Genomic DNA, 25018 nt, shown 5'->3' with positions numbered 1-25018 from the left:
TTTTGGTCACTCAAGGCGTATTCCGGGGTCCGGCGGCGGGGGTTTGAAGAAGGAGCTTTAGGGGCGCCAACGGACTGAGCGGGGTGTAGGTGAATTCGGCGAGGCCCCTTCTGGCCAAAGGCAGGTCGCCCATGAGCGTCCTCGCCTCGTCGGCATCTTTGCCGTTAACGAGAAAGACGACGCCTTGCCCATCGGTGCGAGAATACCACTGGTCGATCTTGCCCTCGAGGTAGAGCTTCACCGTCGCCCGGATTTCGTCGGGCATGGCTTGCATCAGCTCCTCCCGGGGGACGCCGGTTTTTATCGTGAGGCTGACCATGACCCTGGTGGCGGGAGGAGGAGCCAGCGGCTGACCGGACGACGACGCGACAGTGCCAGCGATAAAAACGACTGCGGCTGCAATCGTGAACCAACGCTTACCGGATGATCTTGAGTTTTTCATGTTAGTTGCAGAACCGGCTTTGCCGACGACCGGCCCGGGGCGGAACCGGAAGACGGCGGGGGAAAAAGCGGTGGAGAGCTCATACTTGCATTACGCAAGTAAGCTTACTTGCGACTTGCAAGCCTTTTTCGCAGCTGCATACTGTTTTCCATGCCCAAGCCGCGAGCTTCCGCCCAAAATGCGCGCCGTTCACCGTGCCCGGTGGCGTGCAGCCTCGATCTTTTCGGCGACCGGTGGTCGTTGCTGGTGATCCGTGACCTTGCGCTCGGCCGGCAGCGCTTCAAGGAATTCATGGCCTCGCCGGAGGGCATCCCCACGAACATCCTCAGCGAACGCCTGGAGCGCCTTCAAAATCACGGGATTGTGGAACTGACCGGAGCGGCGGACGGCTCAAAGCACCCGGCGTATCAACTGACGGCCAAGGGCCGCGCCTTGGGCCCGGTGCTCAAATCGATTCGCGATTGGGGTCTGAATTGGGAAAAGGGCACACAGGCGCTGTTGGCACCCTCCAAGTAAGTAGAATTCCCTCCGCGATCTCTGCGCGCTCTGTGTTTAATATTCCGGATCAGTAAATCACTTTGACTAAAAACAGGCCCTGCGGCGGCGCCGTCACCACCGTCGGGATGCGCCGCCGGCTCTTGATCAGGCCCGCCAGGTCCGACGGCGTGAGCTTGCCGAGGCCGACATTGACGAGCGCGCCGGTCAGGCTGCGCGCCATCTTGTAGATGAAGCCGTCGGCCTCGAACGTGAAGGTGATGCGCGGGCCCTTGCGGTTCACATCCAGCCGGCGCAGGTCGCGGACGGTCGTCTCGTAGGTCCGGTCGTTCTCGCCGGAGAAGGCCCAGAAGTCGTGCTTCCCGCGTAGCACCTTGGCCGCGGCCTGCACCGCCGGCCAGTCGAGCTCGCGGTTGAGCGACCAGCAATAGGCCGTCTCGAACGGGTCCGCCGCGCCAAGGTGGAGGTGATAGCGGTAGATCTTCCCCTTGGCGTTGAAGCGGGCGTGAAATTTCGCCGAGACCGCGCGCAGGGTTTTCAGCTGGATGCTGCGCGGCAGGCCGGTCTGCAGCGCCAGCCGCAGCTTGCCGGCGCCGTGCCTCCACGCCGCGTCGAAATGAAACACCTGGGCATGGGCATGGACGCCCGAGTCGGTGCGGCCGCTGCCCTCGATGCGGATCTGTCGGCCGAAGATCTTCTTCAGCTGCTTCTCGATCAGGTCTTGGATCGTGTTGCCGCCCTCCTGGCTCTGCCAGCCGTTGAACGGCCCGCCGTCGTAGGCGCAGACGCATTTCCAGCGGGAGGGTTTATGATTTTTAACCACGGAACAGACGGAATACACGGAAAGCTCAGAGCACAATCCGTTCGTGTTCAACCAACGGGAAATGGCCAAAATTCACCAGCAACCCGACCCGGCAGCCTGTCGCCCTGAGGTAATTGTGAACCTGGGCCCGGTGTTCATCCGCCAACTTTGATACCGCCTTGATCTCAAGAATCACCTTATCGAAGCACAGGAAATCAGGCTGATAACTCTGCCTCAGTGGGCGTCCCTTGTAATGTATCTGCAATGGTGCCTGAGCCTTGAACGGGATTCCGCGATCCGTGAATTCGAACTCCAAACATTCCTGGAAGACTGCCTCCAGAAAGCCGCATCCTTTCTCTTTGTATACCTCAAAGCATGCTCCGAGCAGGGCATGCGTCTCATCAGCATGGATCAATTTCGTAGTCATGGGCCTCTCCTTTCCGTGTGTTCGGTGTATTCCGTGGTTATGTATCTTGGCCCGTTAAAGTCGGTGGGAACTTTTGATCGAGATAGTCCTGCAGGATCAGGCACGCGGCGCGCGAGTCGATCAGCCCCGAGTCGCGCACGCCGCGCCGGTCCTTCTTCGCGATGGAAGATTCCGCCGCGTCGCTCGTGAGCGTCTCGTCCACCAGGTGCACGGGGAGCCCGAAAGCCGTCTTCAGTTTCGCCGCGAACGCGTCGACTTCCTTCGCCTTGAAACCGACGGAGCCGTCCATGTTGTAAGGATAGCCGAGCACGAGGTCGGTGATGCGGCGCTGCTTGATCACCTCGCCGAGCTTGGTCCAGCGGGCGGCCTCGTCGGCGTCGGTCAGGGCGGGCAGCGGCGTGGCGACCCCGATGTCGTCCCCGTGGGCCAGGCCGACGCGCTTCGTGCCGTAATCGATGCCCAGGCAGCGCATGGTCAGGCGGAACAAGACGGAACAACCACGAATGGACACCCATAGGCACGAATGACAACCAAGGTGCTCCGGTTCGAATCGGTCCTCAATTCGTGTTCATTCGTGCCCATTCGTGGTTTTCGGACTCTGCTGGTCAGAGGAACTTCTTCTTCGCCGGATCCGACTTCAGGCGCTCGAGCAGCGCCTTGATCTCCTGCGCCTTGTCCTTGGGGCACACGAGCGTGGCCTCGGCGGTGTGCACCACGACGAGGTCGCTGACACCCACCACGCCGGTCAGGTGGCCGTCGGTCGAGACGACGATGTTGTTGGCGCCGCCCTCGACCATCGCCAGTCCGCGCAGGACGTTGCCGGCGGCGTCCGGCGTGAAATGCTTGGCGATCGCCGGCCACGCGCCGACGTCATCCCAATCAAACGTCGCCGGCACCACGACCACGTTGGTCGACTTCTCCATCAGCGCATAGTCCACGGAGATTTTCTTCAGCGTCGGATAGATTTCCGACAGCGCCCTGGTCCAGCCCCCGGCCGTCTTGGCCGCGGCCTCGAGCTGCGCCAGCCCGGCGTAGAGTTCCGCCGCATGCGCCTTGAAGGCCGCCTCAACGACCGGCACGCGCCAGACGAACATACCGGCATTCCAGAAGTATTCGCCCGAGGCGAGGTAACCCCTGGCCGTCTCCAGATTCGGCTTCTCCACGAAGCGCTTTACGGCCATCACGTCGCGGCCGCCGACTTTTTTCCACGGGCCTGCCTGCTGGATGTAGCCGAAACCAGTCTCGGGCGTGGCCGGCTTGATGCCGAGAGTCACGAGCACGTCGGCGCACTCGGCGGACTCAAACGCGACGTTGAGCAGCTTCGCGTATTCGGCGGTGTCGTGGATGACATGGTCCGCCGGCAGCATGGCGAACGCCGCCGCGGGGTTGCGCTGCTTGACCAGCAGCATCGCCAGGCCGGTCGCGGCGGCGGTGTCGCGGCCCATGGGCTCGGCGACGATATTGGCCGCGGGCAGGCCGGTGCAGGCGGCGCGACAGCCCGCCAGCTGGGCCTGCGTGGTGATGACGAAGATGTTCGCGGGCGGCACGATGCCGGCGACCCGGTCCACGGTCTGGGCCAGCATCGGCTTGTCGCCGACGATGGGCAGCAGGTGCTTGGGGGTGGCTTCGCGGCTTTGGGGCCAGAACCGCTCTCCGCGGCCGCCGGCCATGATCACGACAAAACGTTCGGACATGCCGCTAACGACATCCCCGACCCTGTCGGGGTCAACGGCATATTGAGGTGGAACCCGGCCTCCGGACGGGTTGGTGGTGGGAGGGGCTTTATGCCCCGACCTGTCGCGGGCTAAACCCGCTCCCACTCTGCCAAAACATGCCGTGTTGCTTTTCGCTCCTTCGGCACCATGTTCCGCGGCCCGCCATGGACATCCCGCTCGAAACCGACGTCGCCACTGCCGCCCAAAAGCTGGGCGACGGAGCTCTGCTTCTCGACGTCCGCGAGCCGTTTGAGGTCCAGATCTGCGCCGTGACCGGCAGCCGGCACATCCCGATGCGGCAGATCCCGGAAAACGTTTCCTCCCTGCCCCGCGACCAGCCCATCCTGGTGATTTGCCATCATGGCGGCCGCAGCCTGCGGGTCACCCAGTTCCTGCGGGCCAACGGCTTCGCGCAGGTCACCAACGTCGCGGGCGGCATCGACGCCTGGGCCGAGCAAATCGACCCGGGTTTGGCGCGGTATTGAATGGTGCTGGAGGCCCTTGTAGGGTCGCCGCTTGCCGGCGGACCCCTCTTGCCAAACGGCCCGGCGACTAGCACCGGCCCTACGTTTCAATCCACCGCTTGACTCCGGCCCGGGCTTTCAGGACAAGTTCCCCTCAATTCATCTCACCATGGGTCAACAAACCAACAAGCACATCAAAAAGAAACGCCGCCTCGCTTACCACAAGCGTCGCAATGCCGCCCTGAAGGCCAAGATCGCCAAGGCCAAGAAGTAAGCTTTCTCCCGCCTCTGATCTGTAGCGGCGGTCTATGACCGCCGTTTTTTATTCAGCCTTTCCTTGTAGGAGCCTGCTTGCAGGCGATTCTTTACCGTCTCGCGTAACATCCCATCGCCTGCAAGCAGGCTCCTACATTTCGATCCATGATCAAGGTCAGTCTCATCTCCCTCGGTTGCGCGAAGAATCTCGTGGATAGCGAGATCATGGTCGGCCACCTGCATCAGGCCGGCATGGCCGTGATCCCCGACGCCGAGAAGGCCGACGTCGTCATCGTCAACACCTGCTCGTTCATCGACTCGTCCAAGGAGGAATCGATCGGCCACATCCTCGAGGTCCACCAGAGCCGCGGGATGACCAAGCGCCGCAAGGAACAGAAGCTCATCGTCGCCGGCTGCATGTCGCAGCGGTTCTCGAAGGACCTCTCGTCGTCGCTGCACGACGAGGTCGACGCCTTCATCGGCCTCGACCAGATCACGAAGGTCGCGCCGATCATCGAGGGCATCTACGCCAAGGAGCGCGGCCAGGACGAGGCGCCGGCCAATTTCATCGAGGGCAAGTCCACCTACATCCCGGACTTCGACACACCGCGCTTCCGGCTCACGCCGAAGCATTTTGCCTACATGAAGATCGCGGAAGGCTGCAACCACCCGTGCACCTTCTGCATCATCCCGCAGATCCGCGGCCGCCACCGCAGCCGCACCGTCGCCAGCGTCGTCGCCGAGGCGCGCCAGCTGGTTAGGGAGGGCGTCAAGGAACTCAACCTCATCTCGCAGGACACGACCTTTTTCGGCATGGACACCTGGGAGCAGCGCCCGAATCCCCGCACGCCGGTCGATTCCTCGCGCGGGACCGCGCTCACCACCCTCCTTCGCGAGCTCAACGCCATCGAGGGCGACTTCTGGATCCGCCTGCTCTACACGCACCCGGCCCATTGGAGCGACGAGCTGATCAAGACCATCGCCGAGTGCCCGAAGGTCGCCCGCTATATCGACATCCCGCTGCAGCACATCAGCGACCACATGCTCGGGCGCATGCAGCGCGAGACCAGCGGTGACTACATCCGCGACCTGCTCAAGCGCATCCGCGCCGGCATCCCGGGCATCGCCATCCGCACCACCTTTATCGTCGGCTTCCCCGGCGAGACCGAGGCCGATATCGCCGAGCTCTGCACCTTCATCAAGCAGACGAAATTCGAGCGCCTCGGCGTGTTTCGCTACTCCCAGGAGGAAGGCACGCGCGGCGCCAAGATGCCCGACCAGATTCTCCCCAAGGTGAAGGAAGCCCGCTGGCACACGCTGATGGGCCTGCAGCGGCAAATCGCCGCCGAAGTGTCCAAGTCCTATGTCGGCAAGACGCTCAAGGTTCTGGTCGAGGAGCCCGGCGTCGCCCGCGGCGAGGCCGACGCGCCGGACATCGACGGCCGCGTCTACGTGCCGCGCGAGCTGCCCGTCGGTGAATTCGTCGAGGTGAAGATCACCGGTTATCAGGACTACGATTTGCTCGCCCTGCCGAAGGGCGAAAAGCCCGCGGCCTTCAAGGTCGCCAAGCAGGCGCAGTAGGCAGGACGAGCCCTCCGGACGAACCGTTTGAATTGGTAGGGCGAATCCTCCGGATGAGCCGCGGCTCGTCGAGACGACTCGCCCTACCCTTTGGGCCAAAAATACGGCCAATCCTCCGGCTTCAGCACCAATCCGGCTCGCACGGGATTCATCCGAATATAATCCGCCTTTTCCTGCTCCGATTCAGCAGAACGGAGACGATGGTCAAAAAAACCCGCCTGCCACTCGATACCGAACTTCTTGGTTTGATATCCCTTCCACATACGCACGGCCTCTGGCAATGAATCGCCTTTGGACACTGCCATCAAGGCATGCACATGATCGGGCATCAGCAAAAACAACCTGATCCACCACCGAGTCGCCACATGATAGTGGGCAGCCGACGCCAGCAACCTTTCCCCGACTTCTGGCACACAAAGTTGGTTCTTTCCGCGAGGTATCGTGCAAAAGGTCACGAAATAAAGTGAGGTGTCTGCCACCCAAGGGGAGATCGCATGATAGAGTCGCTGACGCTGCGGCAAATTCGGCACGCAGCTATATTGGGTAGGGCAAATCCTTTGGATGAGCCATCTTTCCGCCCGAATAGAGGTGGTCGCGGCTCGTCCGGAGGACTCGCCCTACCCTCCTTACCCTGTGACGCCTTTCACGAACTTCCCGATAATCCCGTCGAACGAACCGTTGGTGAAGAAGACGACGACCTGGGGCCGCTCCGTCTCCTCCGCGACCTTGCCCTGCAGGATGTCGAGCAGCGCGGCGTGGGTCGGCGCCGTGTAGGCGTCCACGCCCTGCGTCGCCAGGTGCTGGATGACCGCCTCCACGTCGAACCGCTCCTCCGGCTTCAGTTTCTCCGGCCGCGCGATGGCGCCGATATAAATCTCGTCGCCCAGCGCCAGCGCCCGCAGGAAAGCCGCCTGCAGGACCTTCGTGCGCGACGTGTTGCTGCGCGGCTCGAAGGCCGCGTGGATGATGTGGCCCGGGAACCGCGCGCGGAACGACTGCAACGTCTCGGCCAGCGCCGTCGGGTGGTGGCCGAAATCCTCGACCACCTTCAGCCTGGGCGTATCGACCAGGAGCTCCTGACGGCGTTTCACCCCGCGGAATTTCGCCAGGGCGTCGAGCTTGAGCTTGGTCGGGTCGTCGGGGAAAAGCGCCAGACCGGCCGCGAGCGCGGCCATGGCGGCGTTGCGGGCGTTGAAGATGCCGGACAGGGTCCACTTCACCTCGGCCCAGGGTTTGCCCTGCCAGATCAGCCGGAAAGAGACGCCCTCGGCCGACTCGCGAAAGCCGGCGATGCGGAGGTCGTTGCCCTCTTCGAGGCCGACGCGCACCACGCGCGTCCACGCCAGCGGGCCGAGGGCCTTGAGGTTGGCATCGTCGCCGTTGAGCACGACCCAGCCGTTGCGCGGCACGATGCGGGTCAGGTGCAGGAACGTCCGCTGCACGTCCGGCAGGTCGCGGAAGATGTCGGCGTGGTCGAACTCGAGGTTGTTCAGCACGGCGATGTGCGGCGCGTAGTGGATGAACTTGCTGCGCTTGTCGAAGAAGGCGCTGTCGTATTCGTCGCCCTCGATGACGAACGGGTCGCCCGCCGTGCCGAGGTGGTTGCCCACCGGCGGGTCGAGCGGCACGCCGCCAATCAGGAAGCCGGGGTCACGGCCGTTCGCGCGCAGCAGGAAGGCCGTCAGCGCGGTGGTGGTCGTCTTGCCGTGCGTGCCGGCGATGACGATGTTGCGGCGGACCGACAGGACGGCATCGTAGAGAAAAGCCGGGAGCGAGACAAAGGGGATGGCGCGGGTGTCGAGCAGCCACTCGACCTCGGCGTTGCCGCGCGACATGGCGTTGCCGACGACGACCAGCTCGGGGGCCAGCTTTTCCAGCCGCACGGGATCGTAGCCCTCGTGGAGTGTGATGCCCGCCGCGGCCAGCACGGTGCTCATGGGCGGGTAGACGCCGCTGTCGGCGCCGAGCACCTCGTGGCCGGCGGCGCGCGCGAGCAACGCGGCGTTGCCCATCGCCGTCCCGCATATGCCCATGAAGTAAATCCGCATTTCCCCGCCCACTAATGGACACTAATGCGCACTAATAAACACTGAATTTCCACCCCCGTGCGGAATGCCCGCGACGGGTTCCGCCCTCCAAGGCGCCGGAAGCCCGGACGCGGCCTGCACACGTTTGCTTGCCGTGAGGGAAATTCGTTCCAGCATACGTTGTCATGCCCCGCTATCGCGCACCGCGCCTCGACAAGACAGGCATCGTGCAGATTGCCGCCAGCCTGGGTGTCTCGCCCTCCACGGTCTCCCGCGCCCTGCGGCCGGAAACCGCGCACCTGGTCCGCCCCGACCGCCGGAAACAGATCATGGACCTGGCGGAAAAGCAGCATTTCTCCCCCAATCCCGGCGCGCGCATCCTGCGCAAGGGGGCCAACGCCACCCTGACGCTGGTCGTGCCGCTGGATGAGAATATTTTCTTTTCGGAATACTACGGCCGGTTCATGGCGGGCACCCTGCACGCCGCCGCCGCCCGGGGCTGGGGCGTGCAAATCTCCACCATGCGCCGCAACGAAAGCGCCAATTTCCGGGAGGCCATGCAGCACCTGAGCCTCGATTCCTCCGGGATCATCTACCTGGCCGAACCGCTCAGCAAAATGGAGCTGGAACAGCTCCGGGGCTTCCGCCGCCCTTTCGTGCTGACCAAGTCCACCCTGCCCGAAAACACCAGCGTGCGCGACCTGGGCGTGCCGGTCGTGGGCGTGGACAACCTCGCCGGCGCCCGCTCCGTGGCCAGCCTGCTCCTGCAACTGGGTCACCGGCGCATCGGCCTGCTGCTCGGTCCCGAAGGCTCGCGCGATGCGCACGAGCGCAAGCAGGGTTACCTCGAGATGCTGCAGACGGCGGGAGCCATGCCCCGGCCGGAATGGATCTACAGCGGGTCTTTCAGCGCCGAGACCGGCCGCACCGGCATTGCCCGGTTCCTGGAGGGCCCCGAACGGCCGACCGCCATCTGCTGCGCCAATGACGAGATCGCCTTCGGGGCGGTGCATGCCGCCCACCTGGCCGGCGTGCGATGCCCGGATGATATCTCGATTGTCGGTTTTGACGACGGCATCTGGGCCACGGCCTGCCAGCCGGCCCTCACCACCATCCGCCAACCCCTGGCCGACCTGGCCGAGCGCGCCGTGGGTCTGATTGTCGAGGCGGCCAATGATCCAGGACGTTTGCGCCGGATGGTATCCGACGACATGCCTGCGCCCATGATGATCCGCGACTCAACCCGGCCCCTCCGACCGACCGACCGCAAATAGGCGCCGGTGGATGAACCCGCCCAAATGAGCACCGGCCTGCGGCTTGCCCTGGCTCACCTGCAAACGATTTCATTTTATTACCGGCCGTGGGTAATCACCTAAGGCCGGATGGGTTCGATGCCCCAGATAGGCTGGATTGCAGGTATTTGAGAGAGGGATTGGATCCAGGGTAATCCGGGCACTGTGGCCGGTCGTCGAAGCGTTGCCGCATTTTTTTAGCTTGCGATGCAAACGTTGTCATTCAACCTGACATCACCCCCGGTCGGGGCTTTTCGTCCCGGCCAAGACACACCACTACCCCTTTGCACCGGACCGCAATGCTCTTAGGCATGCCCCTCCGCTCTTTCGCGGTATCCCCGCTGGGCGCCGCGTGCATTGCCTTGTTCTTGCAAGGCGCGACCGCAACGGGCGCAGGGCCCGCGGCGTCATCGACGGTGGCGCTGAGCCCGGCCGATGACCGGCTGCTCGACGATATCGAGCGCGCGGGCTTCCGGTTCTTCGTCGAGCAATCGCATCCCCGCACCGGCTTGGTCCGGGACCGCGCCCGCGCCGACGGTTCCCCCAGCGAGGGCAAGGCCAGTATCGCCGCCTCGGGGTTTTCTCTCGCAGCCTGGCCGATCGCCGTGGAACGCGGCTGGGTTTCCCGCGGCGAGGCCTTGGAACACGTCCGGACCATGCTGGACTTCCTCGCCGCCCGGGCACCCCGCCAGCACGGCTTCTTCTACCATTTCATGGAAATGGACACCGGGGCCCGCGCCTGGAATTGCGAAGTTTCCTCCATCGATTCCGCCCTGCTCTACGCCGGGGCGATCGTGGCCCGCGAATATTTCGCCGATCCCGCGGTCACGGCGCTGGTCAACCGCCTGCTGGACGACGTCGACTGGCCGTGGTTCCGCAACGGCGGGCCGCTGGTCTCGCTGGCCTGGCATGATGAAACGGGGTTTTCCCGCTACCGCTGGAACCAGTATTCCGAGCATGTGCTGATGAGCCTGCTCGCCCTCGGCTCTTCCCCGCGGCCGCTGGAGGCCGGCTACTGGCAGACCTGGCGCCGCAGTCCCGTCGGGCGCTACGGCGATTACGTCTACCTGCAGGAACCGCCGCTTTTCGTGAACCAGTTTCCCCAGGCCTTCATGGACCTGCGCGGCCGTCGCGACGCCTTCGTCGATTTTTTCCAGAACACCCGGCTGGCCACCCTCGCGCAGCGCCAGTTCAGCCTTGATCTCCGGCCCGAATTCCCCGCCTGGGGCGAAAATCTCTGGGGCCTGACCGCCTCCGATTCCGCCACCGGCTACAAGGCCTGGGGCGGTCCGCCGCGGACCCTGCGCTACAACGCGCTCGATGGCACGATCGTGCCCTGCGCCACGGCGGGCTCCCTGCCCTTTGCCCCCCGCGAAACCCTCGCCGTGCTCCACCACCTCCGCACCGTCTACGGCGACCGGCTGTGGAAACACTATGGCTTCGTCGACGCCTTCAATCCCCAGACCGGCTGGGTGAATGCCGACGTGCTGGGCATCGACCTCGGCATCTCGGTGCTGCAGGCCGAGAACCTCCGCACGGGGCTCGTCTGGCGTCTCTTCATGCAATCGCCGGAGGCGAAGCTTTCCCTCGCCAAGGCCGGATTCCTTTCCACGGCGCGCACGCTGGACCCGGAGCAGGAGGCCGGGCTGCTCGCCCGGGCCACCGCCGCCTGGCACTCCCTCCAGGCGCAGCCGGCCGCGGCCGGGCTGCAGCTCACCGCCCTGCTCTCCGCCCAGTTGCTGGGCCTGGTCAACGCCAACGAGATGCTCGCGGACGCCGGCACCCGGCTCGCCGCCGGCCCGGTCCCGGTCGGGACGGTGGAAACCGCGCAATATGCCGCGGCGCTCATCACCCTCCGTCAGGCGATCCCCGCCCTCGCCCCCGAGGCGACGCGTCAACTGGATCGCATCGACTGGAAGTCCCTGCCCGCCCCCGGGCCCGAGCTCGCAGCCGCGTCCCGGCTCGCAGTTTTCCTCGAAATCGCCGCGGGCACCCGCCCGGCCGCGGACTGGCGCAGCTTGGACCGCGCGACGCTGACGCTCGGAAACGTCCAGGTCCTTGCGCCGGCCGACGCCGCCGGGGCCTTGCTGCCCGGCCTGTGGCTCGACGAACGGGCGATCCTGTCCGGCGCCTCCGCCTCCCAGCTCGCTTACGCCAGCCTCACCGCGGAGAAAGTCCCCGCCAGCCCGCTGCTCGCGGTGCTGCAGCTCGACCAATTCCCGCGCGAGACCTTTGCGACGCCCGCCCCATCTCCTGCCACGCCGGAAGCCGCCGCCGCCTGCCTCATCACCGCCGCCAATCTGCTCGTCCATGACGCCATCCGGCAGGCCTTCCAGCAGGATCCGCTCGTGCGGACCGGTCGCGCGGCCATCGCCGAGTTTGGCGAGGCCGCGTTCGGTCCCAATACCTCCCTCATCGCCCAGCGCGAGCTCGCCGGGACCCCGCCGCCCCCGCCGCCACGCTTCGCCCGGGCCGTGGAACAGGCTTTGCCCCGCGACCTATGGGACTGGCAGACGGTGGCGGGTCTCGGGTTCAAGGACTCCGACGCCGACGTCCGGCCGGGCGATGCGCCGCTCGAATTCCGCTTTGCCGTCACCTGGGACGCCGCCGCCCTGCATTTCCACGCCGACGTTACCGATGCCCCGGCCGGTTATGAGGTGCCGGTGGGCCGCAACCGCATCGTCGAGCTTTTCATCGACTCCGCGGGCGACGGTCTCGTGTGGACCGGCCCTGGCGATTACCAGTTCACTTACCGGGTCGGCATCGGCGCGCAGGAACTGTATCACCATGCGCCCAACGAGGCGAGCATCACCCCGACGGCCCATGGCTACACCATCGAGGCCGTCATTCCTTGGGCGAGCCTCGGCCTTATGCCCAAAACCGGCCTCGAATTCGGTCTGACCCCGGCGGCCATTTCCGAAGGCACCAAGGAGTGGGAGCCCACGCTCAAGCTCAACTGGTCCTACCATCCCTTGCGCGCCGGCGTCTACCAGCTCGGCCGGGTCCGCCTCATTTGATCCTACAATCCCCGCCCTTCCGTTTTTCCCTGTTAGCCCAACCCCAAAAAACCGCTCCTAAATTCGAGCAAACATGAAAACATACACACCAAAGCTAATCGCGTTGGCGCTGGCCACCACAGCCTCGCTAATGGCCCAGACGGCTTCGCCTCCCCCGGCGGCCGCTGACAACGAAAAACCGCTCGTGCTGGAGACGTTCACCGTCAACACCGAGAAGGACAACGGCTACATCGCCGTCGATTCCCTGTCCGGCGGCCGGCAGAACTCGCCCATCCGGATAACACCGGCAGCCATGTCGTCGATCACACGGGAGTTCATCAACGATCTGTCCCTCACCAACGTGCAGGACGCCCTGAAGTGGTCCCTGAACGCCATTCCGACGGATTTCCGCAACGGCATCTCCGGCGCGTCGGGCGGCGAAGTGTTCAACTTCTGGTCGATCAGCATCCGTGGCGACAGCCATGTGCAAGGCGGCAATCCGCCCACCAAGAACTACTTCCCGACGTTCATGGTGCAGGACACCTACAATGTCGACCGCATCGAGTTCGACAGCGGCCCCAACTCGATCCTGTTCGGCATCGGTGACATCGGCGGCAGCATGGCCACCTACACCAAGCAGGCGCGGTTCGATAAGGACTTCTATGATGCGGTCTTCACCACCAGCAACTATGGCGGCTATCGGGCCACGTTTGACGCCAACGAGGTCGGCTTCGACAAGCATCTCGCGCTACGGCTCAACGCCCTGGTCGCCAATGAAAAAGGCTGGAAGGACGGCGACAACCACAAGAAGAAGGCCGTCGACCTGGCCGCCACCTGGAAGTTCTCCGACCACACGCAGGTGCGGTTCGAGATCGAAGGCTGGAAGGAGGAAAAGACCGTATTCGCCCAAACCATCCAGGACGGCACCTCGTTGTGGGACAAGAACACCAGTGCCGCCACGTGGGGCGCGGCCATCGCCAACTCCGGGTCCAATCCGATCAACACGCCCGGCGCTCCCGGCGTCACGACGATGGGTGCCTGGGGCGGTCCGCAAAACTACCAAGTCTGGACCCCGAGCGTCGGCCTGTTCAACTGGGGCGGAGGCACGCGTTCCATGGGAACGGGTGACGTCAACTGGGGCGCCTACCTGCGGCCCACGCCCTTCACCTACTACCTGGCCAATCCGGCCGGCACGAACATCATGGCGCTGCCCAGCAAGAGTTTCGCCGTGAGTCCGGCCGACGGACTCCTCAAGCCCGAAAACCTGAACATGACCCTGAGCTTCGAGCACCAGATCAACGACAACAGCGAGTTTGCGATCTCCGGCTATCGCTATGTTGACGACGCCAAGGCGAAGAACTTCGAGGGCGCCGGCGGTGGCAACGGCTATGGCGTGGCCTACGACCTCAACAAGCAGCTGCCGAACGGCCAGACGAATCCGAATTACGGCAAACTGTTCTCGGATTTCTTCCTCGATGCCCAGACCCAGGATCACTCCGTGAAAGAGGTCCGCGGCCAGTATTCTTATCACTTCGACACCACGGTGAGGAATATCCCGATCAAGCAGCTCTTCAGTGTGTCGGCTGGCCAGCAGGAGACGGAATACAATGCGCGCCAGTATCAGGCGCAGGTTCTGAACAACTACGACCCGAACAACTGGACCCAGACCATGCTGTGGGGCCGCGTCTATTGGGACAACCCCCAGGCCGCGCTCAATGTCCCGACCGCCGTCAACGGCCAGAACATCGCCTACGTTCCGCTCCCGTTCAACTGGTATGACTTCAACTCGAAGCAGACCATCAAATACTTCGGCGGATTCTCGCAGACGCGCCTCTGGGACGACCGCCTGAACATCTCCCTCGGCCTGCGGCACGACTCCTACGACAACTGGAAGGTCGGCCTGCGCGGCACCAGCAACACGCCGACGATCTCCAGCGGCTCGGGCAACACCTACTCCGCCGGGTTCGTGGGCTATGTCACCGAGTGGCTCGGCGTGGTCGGCAACCTGTCCGAAAACTACCAGCCGGCGGCCGGTGGCCTGGCCCCCAGCCTTTTCGGCAAGGTGTTTGGCCCGTCGTTCGGCAAGGGCAAGAATATCGGCCTGCGCGTTTCCACCAAGGACGGCAAATACTATGCCTCGGCGAATTGGTATAACGACACCTCGCACGACATCATTGGCGGCGACAGCCCCGATTTCCAAGGCATCTGGAACGACTACTTCGCGGCGGGCGGCACCACCACCGCCATCGGGCCGGCCGGCAATGTAACGGGCGGCGCAGGCACCTACCACGCCAACATGTCGTATGCGGACACCTACGATGTGAAATACACCGGCTTCGAATTCGAGGTGACGGCAAACCCGACGAAGAACTTCCGGCTGCAGTTGCACTATTCCGCCCCGAAGGGCGAGAAGACGAATGACGGTCCGAACGCGGCCGCCTACTTCGCGCAGAACCTGTCGATCTGGCAGGCTGCCGCCGGCGGCTCCTCCCCCGCCAGCACGAAACTGGCTTCGGACCTGACCAATGCCCAAGGCCGGATCGCGGCGGTGGCCGTGCCGGTCACCACCGGCCACCTGGTGAAGTACATCTTCAACGCGTTCGGGACCTACTCCTTCACGGAAAACAGCCTGAAGGGGCTCGAACTCGGCGCGGGTGTGACTTCCTTGGGGCAGCAATACGGCAATCCCTGGGACTCGGTCAACGGACAGCGCACGCTGTCACCCAGCTACACCACCTATTCGGTGCTCGCCCGGTATTCCACGGTCTTCAATGCCATGGATTCCAAGATCCACGCCAAGTTCCAGGTCAACGTGGACAACCTGTTCGGGAAAGACACCCTCGTCTTCCTGAACTACGCGGGCTACGGCTCGAGCCAGTCCCAGCCGATGGACTATAATATGGTCGCCCCGAGAAAAATCACCGCCTCGGTGACTCTCTCGTTCTAAACGAACCGGTTAATCCGGAGGCCGGCGGTCCGAACCCGCCGGCCTCCCTCCGTCGCGTTTTCCCGGCTAGGATCTTGCGCCTGGCCACCGTCGGCCTTTCTCCTCCAGCGCGGGCCGCGCCACTTCACCACCATGGACAGCCGTCCAGTCATCGCCACGATCCAACGCCTGCGCACCGCCGCTGATTTCGCCATCGTGGAACTCGCCGCCGCCTCCGGCCTGCGCGCCCGGCTGCTGCCCACCGGCGTCCTCCACGCCCTGCGGCACCGCGAGACGCTGCTCAATCAGCTGCTGCCCGGGCCGGCCGAGGACGGCCTCTTCCGCCTGCTCGTACGCTGGACCGATGCGAACGGCCACCCCGCGGGCTGGGCCCCGCTCGCCGGTCCTGGCCCCGGCTTTTCCACTGACGGTCGCATTGCCACCTGGCGCCACTCACCCGCGGGGAGCACGCTCGGCTGCACCACGTCCTTCGGGCTTCATCCCGCCAAATCCGGCTGGGCCTGGCGCATCCGGCTCAAGAATACCGGCCCCGTTCCACAACATGTCGACTTGCTGCACGCGCAGGACCTCGGTCTCGCCGACGAAGCGGCCGTGCGCAACAATGAGGCCTACGTCTCCCAATATCTCGACCTCCTGCCCGTGACCGACGCCCGTCTTGGTCACGTCATTCTCGCCCGCCAGAACCAGCCGATGGCCGGTGGCCGTCATCCCTGGCTTGCCACCGCCTGCGCGCCCGCCGCCGCCGCCTATTGCACCGACGGCTGGCAGTTTTTCGGCGCCGACCACCGCCTCACCGGCGAGCCCGCCGCCGTCCGCCATCACACCCTGCCTTCGCAGCGCCTGCAATACGAGTTCGCCCTCGCCGGTCTCCAGAGCCGGTCCGTCACCCTCGCGCCCGGCGCCACGACCGAGATCGTGTTCGTGGCCGCCTACCTTGAGGACCACCCGGCCGCCTCCTCCGCCGCCGATGTCTCCCTCCTTCACGACCTGCTGCCCGTCACCTGGCTCGGCGCCGACGCTCCCGTCGCGCCGCCGGCCGGCGGCAGCAGCATCTTTACCGCCGCACCCTGGGTGCATGGCACCCGGCCCACCGCCGCCGACTGGTCAGCGTGGTTCCCCGGCTCCCGCCGGCACGAGGAGACCGACAGCGCCGGCCGGCTGCTCTCCTTTTTCCACAGCGAGGGAACTCACGTCGTCTCCCGCGACAAGGAGGCCTCCGTCGCACGGCCGCACGGCCACATCCTGCGCAGCGGCGAGGCCGCCTGGGTCGACGACCGCCAGTTTGGTTTCACCTGCTATGCTGCCGGCATTTTCGCCGCCCAGGCCTACCTCGGCAACCCGAGCCTTGCCCGCCTGTTGAGCGTCGTGCGCAATCACCTCAACGTCGCCCGCGCTTCCGGCCAGCGCGTCTTTCTGCGTCGGGGTGGAGCCTGGCAGCAGTTGGGCGTTCCCTCCGCCTTCGCGATGGAAACCGGCGCCGTCCGCTGGATCTACCGGCTCGATGACCGCGTCATTGTCGCGCGCGCCTGGTGTTCCGGCCGCGAACCGGCCTCGTTTCTCGAGTTGCAGGTGCTTTCCGGCCCGCCCGCCGAGTTCCTGGTCACCCACCAGCTCGCGCTCGGGGCGAACGAGTTCGAATCCGCGGGCGAGATCGAGGTGCATGACGACGGCTGCATCTTCGCCCGGCCGGCCGCCTCGAGTTTCACCGCCCGGCACCTGCCGGGCACCTGCTTCGCGCTCGCCGCCGCCTCCGCCGATTCGCTGGCCGCCCACGGCGGCGATGAACTCATCCACGTCGACGGCGTCGCCCGGCAGGGCCCCTACGCCGCATTTCAAACCAAGCCCGTGGACCGCTGCGCGTTCTGCCTGCTGGGCACCACCGACGGCGGCACCGCCCTGCCCGGCGCCGTGGCCCGTGTCCGCGGCGAATACGACGCCGCCCGCCCGCCCGCCCGCCCGCCCGCCGCCCCGCTGCGGTTGCACGGCTCCGCCGACGCTGGCGTCGCCCGGCTCGACGAGATTCTTCCGTGGTTCACCCACAACGCCGCCATCCACTTTTCCGCCCCGCACGGCTTGGAGCAATACGGCGGCGCCGCCTGGGGCGTCCGCGATGTCTGCCAGGGCTCGGTCGAATGGCTTCTCGCCGCCGGTGAGTTTGCCACCGTCCGCCGCATCCTCACCGCGGTCTTCGAGCAGCAATACGCGCACCACCCCAAGGAGCCCGCCGTTGCCGGCTGCTGGCCGCAGTGGTTCATGTTCCCGCCCTTCCGGTTCATCCAGCAGGCCCACAGCCACGGCGACGTATGCTTCTGGCCGGTCAAGGCGCTCTGCGACTACCTTGAGGCGAGCAACGACCTCGCCTTCCTCCGGACAGAACTCGGTTATACCGATCCCGCCACTTTCACCGCCACCGGCCCTGCCGACACCCTTTGGGCCCACTGTGACCGCGTGATCGCCCATTGCGAGGCGCGCTTCGTGCCCGGCACCGCCCTCGTCAACTACGGCGACGGCGACTGGGACGACACCCTGCAGCCGGCCGATCCCGCCATGCGGACGCGCATGGTCAGCGCCTGGACGGTGGGCCTCGCCTTCCACGCGTTCCGCCAGCTCGCGGAGGTCAGCCGTTGTGCGGGCGAAACCGCGCGCGCCGCGCGTCTCGATACTCTGCTGGGCCGCATGCGCGCCGATTTCCTCGCCCATGCGATGCCCGGCGGCACCGTCGCCGGCTTCCTCGTCCACGAGGCCGACGGCCGGTTCCGCCCCCTGCTCCACCCGTCGGACCGGGTCACCGGCATCCGCTACCGGCTGCTGCCCATGACCCGCTCCATCCTCGCGGAACTCTTCACGCCCGACGAGGCGCGCCACCACGCGCGGCTCATCGAATCGGAGCTGCGCTTCACCGACGGTGTGCGCCTCATGAGCGAGCCCGCCACCTACCAAGGCGGCCTCGAGCGGCTGTTCAAGCGCGCCGACACCGCCGCCAACGTCGGGCGCGAGGTCGGCCTCCAATACGTCCACGCCCACCTTCGCTACGCCGAGGCCATGGCCCGGCTCGGCGACGCCGAGCGGCTCTGGCAGGCCCTGCAGGTCGTCAATCCCGTCGGGCTGGCCCGCGTCGTGCCCGGCGCCGTCGCCCGCCAGGGCAACGTCTATTTCTCCAGTTCCGACGCGGACTTCGCGAACCGTCCCGAGGCATCCGCCCGCTGGCCTGAGCTCCGCGCCGGGCGCGTGCCTGTCCGGGCCGGCTGGCGGCTCTACTCGAGCGGCCCCGGGCTCTACCTGCACAAGGTCCGCGCCTGCCTGCTCGGCCTGCGCGAATCCTTCGGCGACGTCATCTTCGACCCCGTGCTGCCGCGCAGCCTCGACGGCCTCACGGCCGACACCCACCTGCTGGGCCGGCCGGTGCAGCTGGTGTTTTCCGTCCGACAGGGAACCAGCGCGCCGCGCGCCATCTGCGTCAACGGCACGCTGCTCACCGGTGTGAGCCGCGAGCCCAATCCTTACCGCCCCGGCGGCCTCCGCGTGGCCGGCGCCGTCCTCGCCCCGTTGCTGGCCGCGGAAGGCAATCGCGTGGAGATCGAGCTCTGATCCCGCGTCGTCCTCCCGCTGCTTCCACGCTTTCCGTCCGCGGCCAAAGGGCCCAACCTCCCTCCAGACCCCTCACGATGCCCCACCAAAACCACGTCACGGCCCCGGAAGACCGCATTCCGGTGTCGCAGAAGATCGCCTACGGCATGGGGGCGGTCGTCACCATCGTGGCGGTGAACTCCGTCATGCAGCTCACGAATCTCGTCTACATCGTCGGCCTCGGCGTGAGCGCGATCTGGATCGGCTGGGCCTCGGCGTTCCCCCGGCTGTGGGACGCCGTCATCGATCCGTTCATCGGCAACATGTCCGACAACTCCCGCTCGCGCTTCGGCCGGCGCATCCCGTTCCTCATCGCGGGCGGCCTGCTGATCGGCATCGCGTTCGCAATGCTGTGGATGGTGCCGCGCGACTGGAGCAAGGAGTGGATGTTCGGCTACTTCGTTGTCACGTCGCTGTTCTTCTACACCGTTGTCCCGGTCTACGCGATCCCCCAAGGCGCGCTCGGCATGGAGATGACCTCGGACTACCACGAGAAGACCAACCTCTTCGCCTACGCCAGTTTCATCGGCAACATCGGCGCTCTCACCCTGCCGTGGGTCTACTACCTGGCCAACCGCCCGTTCTTCGGCGGCGACACCGTCAACGGCATCAAGTGGATCTGCCTCGGCATGGCCGTGATCCTGACCGGCGCGGCGATGTGGTGCGCGCTGGTCTGCAAGGAGGGCAAGCTCCACCAGGCCCGCGCCCAGGCCCGCGTGCCGATCGTCGAGAGCTTCAAGACCACCTACCGCAACGGCACCTTTGTGCGCCTGGTGTCGGCGTTCGTGCTGCTGATCGTCGCCTTCCAGCTCGTGATGGGCTTCAACAACTACATCACGATCTTCTACCTCTACGGCGGCAACACCAGCGCGGCGTCCTCCCTCATGGCCTACAACGGCACGCTCTGGGCCGTCACCGGCCTTCTCGGCGCCTTCCCGATGGCGTGGCTCTCGAAACGCTACGGCAAGCGCTTCACGGTGATCTTCGCCCTCGCGCTCATCATCGGCGGCAACCTCTCGAAGATCATCTGCTACAACCCGGCGCTGCCCTACCTGACGATGATCCCGACCGTCTGCCTCTCGCTCGGCATGGTGATCGGCTTCTCCCTCGTGAACGCCATGATCGCCGACATCTGCGACGAGGATGAGCTCGCCACCGGCATCCGCCGCGAGGGCATCTACTTCGCCGTCTACAACTGGTGGTGGAAGGTCGCCGTCTCGATCGCCACCGTCCTCAGCGGCTACCTGCAGCGCCTCACCGGCTTCGCCGAGGGCGCCCACACGCAAAGCGACGCGACCCTGTTCTGGCTGCGCGCCTGGGAGATCGGCCTGCCGCCGGCGCTCTGCCTCTTCAGCGTGTGGCTGGTGTTCAAGTATCCGCTCACCGAGGCCCGCGCCTACGAGATCAAGGGCCTGCTGAAGGCCCGTCAGACGGCGGCAGCCGCCACCCCCGCGAGCGCGGCGTGACGCGCACGCGGCGCCGGAAGCCTCCCACACCAACGTGGAACAATGCTTCGCCACTTCACCATGAATACCTCCCTGCTTAAAAATACTCTCCCGCATCCGCCCCTCCCCCTCGATCCGGACGGCCTCCGCCGGTTCCGCCGCGCGATCCTCGGCGTGCTCGCCCTGCTTGGCGCTCTGACCGTGCAGGCGGCGTTCTATGACCAGCACGTGCTCTTCGATAACGCCGCAACAGACGGCCCCTACGCACACAGCGAGACCTACGTCGTCGCCCCGAGCACGCTCGAGGAAGTCAACCACCGCATCCCCGCCACGAGCGACCATTGCGTCAGCCCGCCCAATGCGCTTCGCCTCAAATGGAAGTCCGCCCCGGGCGGCGACTGGAGCGTCATCCTCCGGCCACCGTGGCATGAATGGCGCAAATTCGAGCTGCAGGGCGACACCCTCGCGTTCTGGTGCTACGCCGACACCGAGATCACCGAGGCCAACTCGCCGCGGATTTTCCTGCAGGATCGCACCGGCCTGGGGTCGGATTCGCTCACGCTCGTGCGGGACGGTGCCCGCATTCCGGCCGGACAGTGGGTCCGCGTCAAACTGCCCCTCGGCCGGACCGATCCGATTTTTCATGACACCAGCGACCGTGTGTTCCGGTTGCGCGACGCGGTCAGCGTCACGTTCACGCAAGGACTCGATGACGGCGTGCCGCACACCCTCTACCTGGATGATCTCATGATCATCGATGGTGCCGCGGCCGGCACGACGACGCCCGCCGCGCCAGCCGGCCTTGCGGCCAAGGGCTATGAGCAGCATTGCGACCTTTCCTGGCGGGCCAGCAACGCGGACGACCTGCTCGCCTACCGCATCTACCGCTCATGGGACGGGAAGAACTTCACCGCCGTCGGCACCCAGCGCGGCAGCTGGACGCGCTACGAGGACTTCACCGGCAAGCCCGGGGTGCCGGCTTACTACAAGGTCAGCGCCATCAACGTGGCGGGCAGCGAATCGGCGCTTTCGGACGCCGCGGGGGCGACCACCCGCAAGTTCAGCGACGACGAGCTCCTCACGATGGTGCAGGAGGGCTGCTTCCGTTATTATTGGGAGGCCGGCCATCCCAACGCCGGCCTGGCCCCGGAAATCACGCCCGGCGATCCGAACATGATGGCCGTGGGTGGCAACGGCTTCGGTGTCATGGCCCTCCTCGTGGCCACGGACCGCCAGTTCATCACCCGCGAGCAGGGCGCCGGCCGCATGCTGCAGATCGTGCGCTTCCTCGCCAAGGCCGACCGCTTCCACGGGGCCTGGGCGCACTTCCTCGACGGCCGCACCGGCAAGGTCATGCCTGTTTTCGGCAAATACGACAACGGCGGCGATCTGGTCGAGACAGCCTTCATGATCCAGGGCCTGCTCGCCGCCCGCCAGTATTTCGATCGCGACACGCCGGCCGAGCGCGAGATCCGCGACACCGCCACCCGGCTCTGGCGCGAGGTCGAGTGGGACTGGTATCGCCAGCAACCCGACAGCGACGTGCTCTACTGGCATTGGTCGCCCGACTACGGCTTCCATATCAACCACCCGCTCATCGGCTGGAACGAGACGATGATCATCTATCTTCTCGCCATCGCCTCGCCCACGCATCCCGTGCCCGCCAGCATGTGGCACACCGGCTGGGCCGGGCAGTCCGACCGCCATGTGCGCTACCGCCAGGGCTGGAGCCGCACGACCGAGGGCGACCATTTCACCAACGAGCACAGCTACTACGGCATCAAGCTCGAGGTCGGCGAGGGCAACGGCGCCGACCTGTTCTTCACGCATTTCTCCTTCATGGGCTTCGACCCGCGCGGCCTCCGCGACCGCTACACGAACTACTTCAAGAACAACCGCGCCATCGCGCTCATCCAGCAGGCCTACGCCATCGACAATCCCCGGAAATACGCCGGCTACGGCGCCGATTGCTGGGGCCGTTCGGCCGGCGTGAACAGCGGCGGCGGCCGGGCCCTGCCGCGCGACGACAACGGCACCATCAACGTCATGGCCTCGCTCGCCTCGATGCCCTACACGCCCGACGAGTCGATGGCCGCACTGCGCCACTTCTACCGCGACCTCGGCCCGAAAATCTGGGGTCCCGGCGGGTTCTATGACGGCTTCAACGAGACCCAGAACCGCTTCGACCCCGACTACATGGCCTTGAACCAGGCGCCGATCGTCGTGATGATCGAGAATTACCGCACCGGCCTGGTCTGGCGGAATTTCATGGCCAACCCTGAGATCGCCCCCGCCCTCCGCGCCATCGGTTTCCAACCCGACAAGTAAACCCTTTCATGAAGATCAGTAATCTGCTCCCCCGGTCTGCCCTGGCCCTCCTGGCGATCCTCGCCGTTCCGCTCTGCGCGGAGACCTTTGCCCCGCGCGCCACCGGCACCGCCGCGACGCTCGGCGACGGCCTCGCGTTCTTCCTGCCGGCCGACCTGCCGCCCGCGCGCGTGCCGCACTCCTTCGCGCTGCTGGAACCGGCGCGGCCGGGCGGCGCCTTACCGGCGGGCTGGCGCGTGACGCCGCAGTTCAGCTTCAGCGAAAACCGCACCCGCGCCACCATCGCCATCGAGACCGGCACCAGCCTTTACGGCACGGGCGAGGTCACCGGCCCGCTCCAGCGCAACGGGCGGACCGTCACGCTTTGGAACACCGACAACTTTCGCTACGAGAAAAACGCCGGCCTGAGACTCTACCAGTCCCACCCATGGGTGCTCGCCGTCCGCGCCGACGGCTCGGCCTTTGGCGTGCTCGCCGACACGACCTGGGGCACCGAGCTCAGCCTCAACGGCTCCATCGAGTTCTCCAGCGACGGCCCCTCATTCCCCATCCTCGTCATCGACCGCGATTCCCCGCAGGCGGTCCTGGGCGAACTCGCCCGCCTCACCGGCCACATGCCCCTGCCGCCGCTCTGGGCCCTCGGCTACCAGCAGTGCCGCTGGTCCTACCAGCCCGCCGCGCGCGTGCGGGAGATCGCCGACAGCTTCCGCGCGCGGCAGATTCCCTGCGACGTCCTCTGGATGGACATCGACTACATGGACGGCTTCCGCGTGTTTACGTTCAGCCCGAAGGAGTTTCCCGATCCGCGCGGCCTCAACGCCTACCTGCACGAGCACGGCTTCAAAAGCGTCTGGATGATCGATCCCGGCGTGAAGGCCGATCCGGCCGACGCCACCTACACCTCCGGCACGGCCGCCGACGTGTGGGTCCACGGCGCCTTTGACGCGCCCTACGCCGGCGACGTCTGGCCCGGCGAGTGCCGTTTCCCCGATTTCACCCGCCCCGAGACGCGCGCCTGGTGGGCCGGCCTCTACAAGAATTTCATGGCAGCGGGCGTGGACGGAGTCTGGAACGACATGAACGAGCCCGCCGTCTTCAACGTCCCCGGCGGCACGATGCCGCCGCACAACTGGCACCGCGGCGGCGGCGACATCGCCCCCGGCACGCACGCCCGCTACCACAATGTCTACGGCATGCTGATGGCGTGCGCCTCGCGCGAGGGCATCATGGCCGCCAACCCCGGCAAGCGCCCCTTCGTGCTCACGCGCGCCAACTTCCTCGGCGGCCAGCGCTACGCGGCGACCTGGACCGGTGACAACATGTCGACGTGGGAGCATTTCCGCATGGCGATCCCGATGACGCTGAACCTCGGGCTCTCCGGCCAGCCGTTCAACGGACCCGATCTCGGTGGCTTCACCGGCACGGCCGAGCCCGAACTCTGGGGCAATTGGGTCGCGGTCGGTGCGTTCTTCCCGTTTTGCCGCGCCCACGCCGAGAAGTCCACGCCGCCCAAGGAACCCTGGGCTTTCGGACCCGAGGTCGAGGCGGTCGCCCGCACCGCCCTGCAGCGCCGCTACCGCCTCCTGCCTTATTACTACACGCTCTTCGAGGAGAGCTCACGCACCGGCCAGCCGGTCATGCGCCCGGTATTCTTTGCCGACCCGAAGGACCCCGCCCTGCGCGCCGAGGACCGGGTCTTTCTCGTCGGCGACGATCTGCTCGTCGTGCCGAAGTGGGCCGCCCAGCCCGCCTTGCCGCACGGGAACTGGCGCACCGTCTCCCTCGTCGGGGAAAATTCCACCAAGGACAAATACCACCCCGACCTTCGCATCCGGGAAGGCGCCATCGTGCCGCTGGGCCGCGTGATCCAGAGCACGGCCGAAACCTCCCTTGACCCGCTGACCTTGCTGGTCTCGCTCGACGGCCAGGGCCGCGCCGCCGGCCGCCTCTACGAGGATGCGGGCGACGGTTACGGCTACCAAAAGGGTGATTTTCTTCTCACGACCTACCGCGCCGTTCGCGAGGGCCGGACCGTTACGGTCACAGTCGATCACACCGAGGGCTTCCGCCCGCGGCCGTCGCGCCCCGTGGTGGTCCAGCTTGTCACCGATTCCGGCACCATCGAGGCCACCGGGCGCGACGGCCAGCCGGTCACGCTCACCCTCACACCCTGAG

At 65.9% G+C, this 25018-nt stretch carries 17 protein-coding genes; 10 read left to right on the top strand and 7 right to left on the bottom strand.

Annotation, left to right across the window (positions count from 1 at the left end; translation table 11 throughout):
- Positions 1–10: 10 nt before the first annotated feature.
- Positions 11–319, bottom strand: a complete 309-nt coding sequence (locus BLU29_RS13750) for a hypothetical protein (RefSeq protein WP_091059002.1) — start codon at positions 317–319, stop codon at positions 11–13.
- Between the two features lie 273 nt (positions 320–592).
- Between BLU29_RS13750 and BLU29_RS13745 the strand changes: the two genes are divergently transcribed.
- On the top strand, positions 593–958 hold the full coding sequence (locus BLU29_RS13745) for a helix-turn-helix domain-containing protein (protein ID WP_091058999.1): 366 nt from the start codon (positions 593–595) through the stop codon (positions 956–958).
- Positions 959–1007: 49 nt separating this feature from the next.
- Here BLU29_RS13745 and truA read toward each other — a convergent pair whose 3' ends face one another.
- The 4 genes from truA to BLU29_RS13725 all read right to left on the bottom strand — a co-directional run bounded on the left by truA (position 1008) and on the right by BLU29_RS13725 (position 3860).
- Entirely contained in the window at positions 1008–1760 is a 753-nt protein-coding gene (gene truA / locus BLU29_RS13740; protein ID WP_091061160.1) for a tRNA pseudouridine(38-40) synthase TruA, read from the bottom strand.
- Between the two features lie 25 nt (positions 1761–1785).
- On the bottom strand, positions 1786–2166 hold the full coding sequence (locus BLU29_RS13735; protein WP_091058998.1) for a GxxExxY protein: 381 nt from the start codon (positions 2164–2166) through the stop codon (positions 1786–1788).
- Between the two features lie 37 nt (positions 2167–2203).
- Positions 2204–2653: a Holliday junction resolvase RuvX gene (gene ruvX, locus BLU29_RS13730; RefSeq protein WP_231962236.1), complete on the bottom strand. Its 450-nt coding sequence runs from the start codon at positions 2651–2653 to the stop codon at positions 2204–2206.
- A 118-nt stretch (positions 2654–2771) separates the two neighbouring features.
- Complete coding sequence (locus BLU29_RS13725; RefSeq protein ID WP_091058995.1) at positions 2772–3860, bottom strand: mannose-1-phosphate guanylyltransferase; 1089 nt, start codon at positions 3858–3860, stop codon at positions 2772–2774.
- A gap of 185 nt (positions 3861–4045) precedes the next feature.
- Here BLU29_RS13725 and BLU29_RS13720 point away from each other — a divergent pair, with 185 nt between their 5' ends.
- Both BLU29_RS13720 and rimO read left to right on the top strand, forming a co-directional pair.
- Positions 4046–4366: a rhodanese-like domain-containing protein gene (locus BLU29_RS13720; protein ID WP_091058993.1), complete on the top strand. Its 321-nt coding sequence runs from the start codon at positions 4046–4048 to the stop codon at positions 4364–4366.
- Positions 4367–4765: 399 nt separating this feature from the next.
- Entirely contained in the window at positions 4766–6181 is a 1416-nt protein-coding gene (gene rimO, locus BLU29_RS13715; RefSeq protein WP_091058991.1) for a 30S ribosomal protein S12 methylthiotransferase RimO, read from the top strand.
- Positions 6182–6264: 83 nt separating this feature from the next.
- Here the strand turns inward: rimO and BLU29_RS13710 are convergent, their stop codons facing one another.
- Together BLU29_RS13710 and BLU29_RS13705 are read right to left on the bottom strand one after the other, a co-directional pair.
- On the bottom strand, positions 6265–6711 hold the full coding sequence (locus tag BLU29_RS13710) for a transposase (protein WP_157693867.1): 447 nt from the start codon (positions 6709–6711) through the stop codon (positions 6265–6267).
- Between the two features lie 96 nt (positions 6712–6807).
- Complete coding sequence (locus BLU29_RS13705) at positions 6808–8229, bottom strand: Mur ligase family protein (protein WP_091058986.1); 1422 nt, start codon at positions 8227–8229, stop codon at positions 6808–6810.
- A 164-nt stretch (positions 8230–8393) separates the two neighbouring features.
- Here BLU29_RS13705 and BLU29_RS13700 point away from each other — a divergent pair, with 164 nt between their 5' ends.
- The 7 genes from BLU29_RS13700 (at position 8394) to BLU29_RS13670 (ending at position 25017) form a co-directional block, all read left to right on the top strand.
- Complete coding sequence (locus BLU29_RS13700) at positions 8394–9482, top strand: LacI family DNA-binding transcriptional regulator (protein ID WP_091058983.1); 1089 nt, start codon at positions 8394–8396, stop codon at positions 9480–9482.
- A 329-nt stretch (positions 9483–9811) separates the two neighbouring features.
- Positions 9812–12517 carry a glucoamylase family protein gene (locus tag BLU29_RS13695; protein ID WP_172830271.1) on the top strand — a complete coding sequence of 902 codons (2706 nt, stop codon included), beginning with the start codon at positions 9812–9814 and terminating at the stop codon, positions 12515–12517.
- Positions 12518–12647: 130 nt separating this feature from the next.
- Entirely contained in the window at positions 12648–15443 is a 2796-nt protein-coding gene (locus tag BLU29_RS13690) for a TonB-dependent receptor plug domain-containing protein (RefSeq protein ID WP_091058978.1), read from the top strand.
- 132 nt (positions 15444–15575) lie between these two features.
- Positions 15576–19031, top strand: coding sequence for a hypothetical protein (locus BLU29_RS13685; protein WP_091058974.1), 3456 nt, complete (start codon positions 15576–15578; stop codon positions 19029–19031).
- A 77-nt stretch (positions 19032–19108) separates the two neighbouring features.
- On the top strand, positions 19109–20536 hold the full coding sequence (locus BLU29_RS13680) for an MFS transporter (RefSeq protein WP_091058972.1): 1428 nt from the start codon (positions 19109–19111) through the stop codon (positions 20534–20536).
- Between the two features lie 60 nt (positions 20537–20596).
- Positions 20597–22843 carry a glucoamylase family protein gene (locus BLU29_RS13675; RefSeq protein ID WP_091061156.1) on the top strand — a complete coding sequence of 749 codons (2247 nt, stop codon included), beginning with the start codon at positions 20597–20599 and terminating at the stop codon, positions 22841–22843.
- A gap of 8 nt (positions 22844–22851) precedes the next feature.
- Entirely contained in the window at positions 22852–25017 is a 2166-nt protein-coding gene (locus BLU29_RS13670) for a TIM-barrel domain-containing protein (RefSeq protein ID WP_091058968.1), read from the top strand.
- Position 25018 lies beyond the last annotated feature (1 nt).

The organism is Opitutus sp. GAS368 (genome assembly GCF_900104925.1).
Lineage (GTDB): Bacteria > Verrucomicrobiota > Verrucomicrobiia > Opitutales > Opitutaceae > Lacunisphaera.
This window is presented reverse-complemented; position numbering and strand designations above follow the sequence as displayed.